Origin of the sequence: Desulfobacter sp. UBA2225 (assembly GCF_002348205.1) — a bacterium.
Lineage (GTDB): Bacteria > Desulfobacterota > Desulfobacteria > Desulfobacterales > Desulfobacteraceae > Desulfobacter > Desulfobacter postgatei.
Map to the genome: position 1 here is coordinate 1,005 of NZ_DDYV01000347.1, position 3,134 is coordinate 4,138.

General features: G+C 47.3%; 2 protein-coding genes. Both read right to left on the bottom strand.

The window, feature by feature from the left end:
• Nucleotides 1-1,208 precede the first annotated feature (1,208 nt).
• Nucleotides 1,209-2,594, bottom strand: a complete 1,386-nt coding sequence (locus B3D59_RS18025; protein ID WP_286822535.1) for a penicillin-binding transpeptidase domain-containing protein — start codon at nt 2,592-2,594, stop codon at nt 1,209-1,211.
• 38 nt (nt 2,595-2,632) lie between these two features.
• A complete protein-coding gene (locus B3D59_RS18030; protein WP_286822536.1) occupies nt 2,633-2,854 on the bottom strand; it encodes a hypothetical protein in 222 nt (73 codons plus the stop codon).
• Between the last annotated feature and the right edge of the window lie 280 nt (nt 2,855-3,134).

Here is a 3,134-nt window from a genome sequence, read left to right on the forward strand (position 1 = left end):
GCAGACATGGATGATACCGCTTCGGGGTATCTTGGTATCTGTGGGTGTATTGTCCAAAGGATGGCAGTTGGCTTCGGTGATATCACCTATGGATGCCCATCTTGTATGGGCCGAGACCGATGACGTCAACGGTGAAAATTCGGCAAGAGCCTGGAGTATGGGGTCTTTTTTAATCTGATTCCTGATAAAGGCGATGTTGTCGCCAAGGGCACCTATCTCTGCGGCAAATTTGTATACAAAACAGATGGTAATACGGTTCTGGGAACCTGGACCGCTAACTTCATTAATTGAGATGGTGTTGTTTGACAGGATTTGTCGGTTTCTTCTGCTTTCCAAATCTTTGTCGAGCCCACTTTTTTCAAGAACTCTTTTATATTTTGAAAATTCTTTTTCATCCAGGGTGCACAGCACTGAAATGCCTGCCGAATCGCGTCCTCTGACCTCCAGGCGGTCAAGGCTGTTGAGTACGGCATTGATCCGCTTAAAAAGCGCTATCCCTGCCGGGTTGTTTTGTTTCTCTATGCCCGGGGCCAGATTCGCAATGGCCTCAATATTGTCAATAATCTCTTTTTTCAGACACCAGGCGATATCCTTGAGCCGGTCAATATAATTTGCGGCAATCTCCACCTCGGGGGTGGATAGGCCGGCAGTGGCAGATTTGAAATCCCGGACTTCATTCGTAAGAATTTTTTCAATATCCTTGGCCATGCCGGACAATTTGCGGGTTTTTTCCCGNNTTATAAAACAGGGAGGCAAAACTCGTTTCCTGCTTAAGGTTCTGGGCATGGTCAAACAGGGTGGATAAAAAGTCTGCGCCACCCAGGTAATCTTTTGAAACCATAGGGGTTTTGCCTTTGGACAGCAGGCTAAGACGATTTTGTGAAAGAGTTTCAATGCCCTTGGACAAGGACTCCAGATCATTTTCACAGGCAGGCCCTTTAAATGCCACAAGGGCACAGATCCCGCAGCCCAGGGTGCAGCCGGTGTCGGGGAAAAAAAGTAGGGTGTTTTCCTTAACCGATGACAGCGGTTTGCCCATGTCCACATTTATCTTTGCAATGTGTTTAAGATAATTAAAAAGTTGTGCTGAAAGATTGTCCTGGCATTTCATATGTAGCCTCCATATAGCGCTATGTCCTATGCGGACACAACAAAGAATGAAACCATAACCAACCGATATATAAAACTAAATGAGCGCCGCTGGCGCTTCATCCTCTACTCTCTTGTTTCTTGTCTCTATTTTCTTGGGTGGGGGCGCTGAAATAGGTTTTCAGCATATTTTTTGCGTGGATGCTTGCCCGGGTCCCGATATATTTGCCGTGACCCACCACCACGGCGACAATTAAAGTACGGTTTGTCACTTTATGCTGTCCGAATCCCGCAAACCAGTCATATCGAATGGTATGCTCTTTGTTGGACAGGGAGCCGGTTTTCCCTCCGATCACAAGATCGGATAACACGTCATCCCGTGAATACCCAACGAAGCGTTTCCTGGCTGTACCGCTCGATATGGTTTTTTCCATTAATCTCATCATGGTTTCGGCTGTTTGGGGACTGAAAGGTGTTTTATATATCTCTTTGGTGCTTTTGTAAATCAGGTCTCCGTTTGAAATTGATATGCTGTCAACAAGGCGGGGTACAAGGATGTTCCCATTGTTCACCGCCGCTGAAACCATTGCCGCGGCAAATACCGGTGAAATAAGGGTGTCCCGGTTAAATCCGCTCCCAAGTTCTGCTATATGGTAATCAGAGCCGGTGGTGTCAAAATGGGGGGCCGGGAAATCAAAATCAGTATCCGGGCTCTGATTAAAACCAAATTTTTGGGCAATATCGTTAAGTGCCTCTTTGCCAAGGGTAATTTGCCCGAGTTTGCCGAATACCGGGTTAATAGATTCGGCAAAAGCGGTCTCCAGGGAAACCTTATTGGTATATTTGCCTTTCTGGTTTGCTAACTGCTGTTGGTACAGGGTGTGTTTTCTGCCGGTGAAATAAAGGGGGGTCGTGGCGGTATAATTTAATTTTTCCACGGCAGCAGATGCGGTGACAATTTTGAAAATGCTGGCAGCCGGATAGTCGGCCAGTGTGCAGGGGTTTACGGTCGGATCGTTCGGATCAAACCCTGCCATGGCTTTTATGAATCCGGTATCGGCATCCATGGCGACCATGCCGATAAGTTCGGGCTTTCCCCGGTCCAATGTCTTCAAATAGTTCAGTGTTCTGATCAGTTCTTCCTGAAGGCCTGTATCCAGTTGGGTGTGGATGGTAAATGCCCCGGAAGGGCAGTCCGCAAATAATACGTCTGTTTTTGAATTGAGAATATCAATGTTTTGGATCAGGGCTTTGACTTGGGATTTCCCAAGGTGCTTGGGCGGGGCCGGCTCACTGACAATTTTGTCCGGTTTTTCGGGAAGCGGTCGATCACTTAATTTGGAAACCGTGTTCACTCCAAACCAGAGCAACACTGCGGCTGCAACACCAAGACAGAGAACCCTTCTCATTTGGCGTATTCGCTTGGCCATGGCCTGTTTCTTTTTTAGCTCAATATAGTCTGTCTGAAGTTCTCGCCAGGAACGATGTGTTTTAATGGAATGCAAAAGCTGATCTCAAAATATCAATATGTTTGAATGGTGGACTATTTAACCTGGCCACCGGGCTTCGAACTACCGTTGAATCCGGAAAGAACAAGGTCTTTTTTCACACTTGCCGCAAGCACCATGCCCTCGGACAATTCTCCCATAAGTTTCACGGGTTTCAGGTTGGCGACAACAATGACCTCTTTGCCCACCACCTCTTCGGGTGTGTAGGATTTGCCTATGCCTGCCACGATCTGCCGGGTCTGGGTGCCTAAATCCACTTGAAGTTTAAGTAATTTGTCCGATTTCTCAATACGTTCAGCAGAGANNAATCTTGCCGGCTCTTAAATCTATTTTGGAAAAATCATCAATGGTGATTTCTTCTTTTAATGCCGGTTTGAGCGGTTTGGGTGCAGGGAGTTCAGCCGCTTTTTTTTCAACGTCCACCCGGGGAAAAAGAATCTGGGGCGTTGCCAGAGTAATGCCGCAAGGCATCTGACCCCAGGGCCGGATGGCATCAAGGGTGAAAAACCCTTTTTCAGGCAGCTCAAGGCCAAGGGC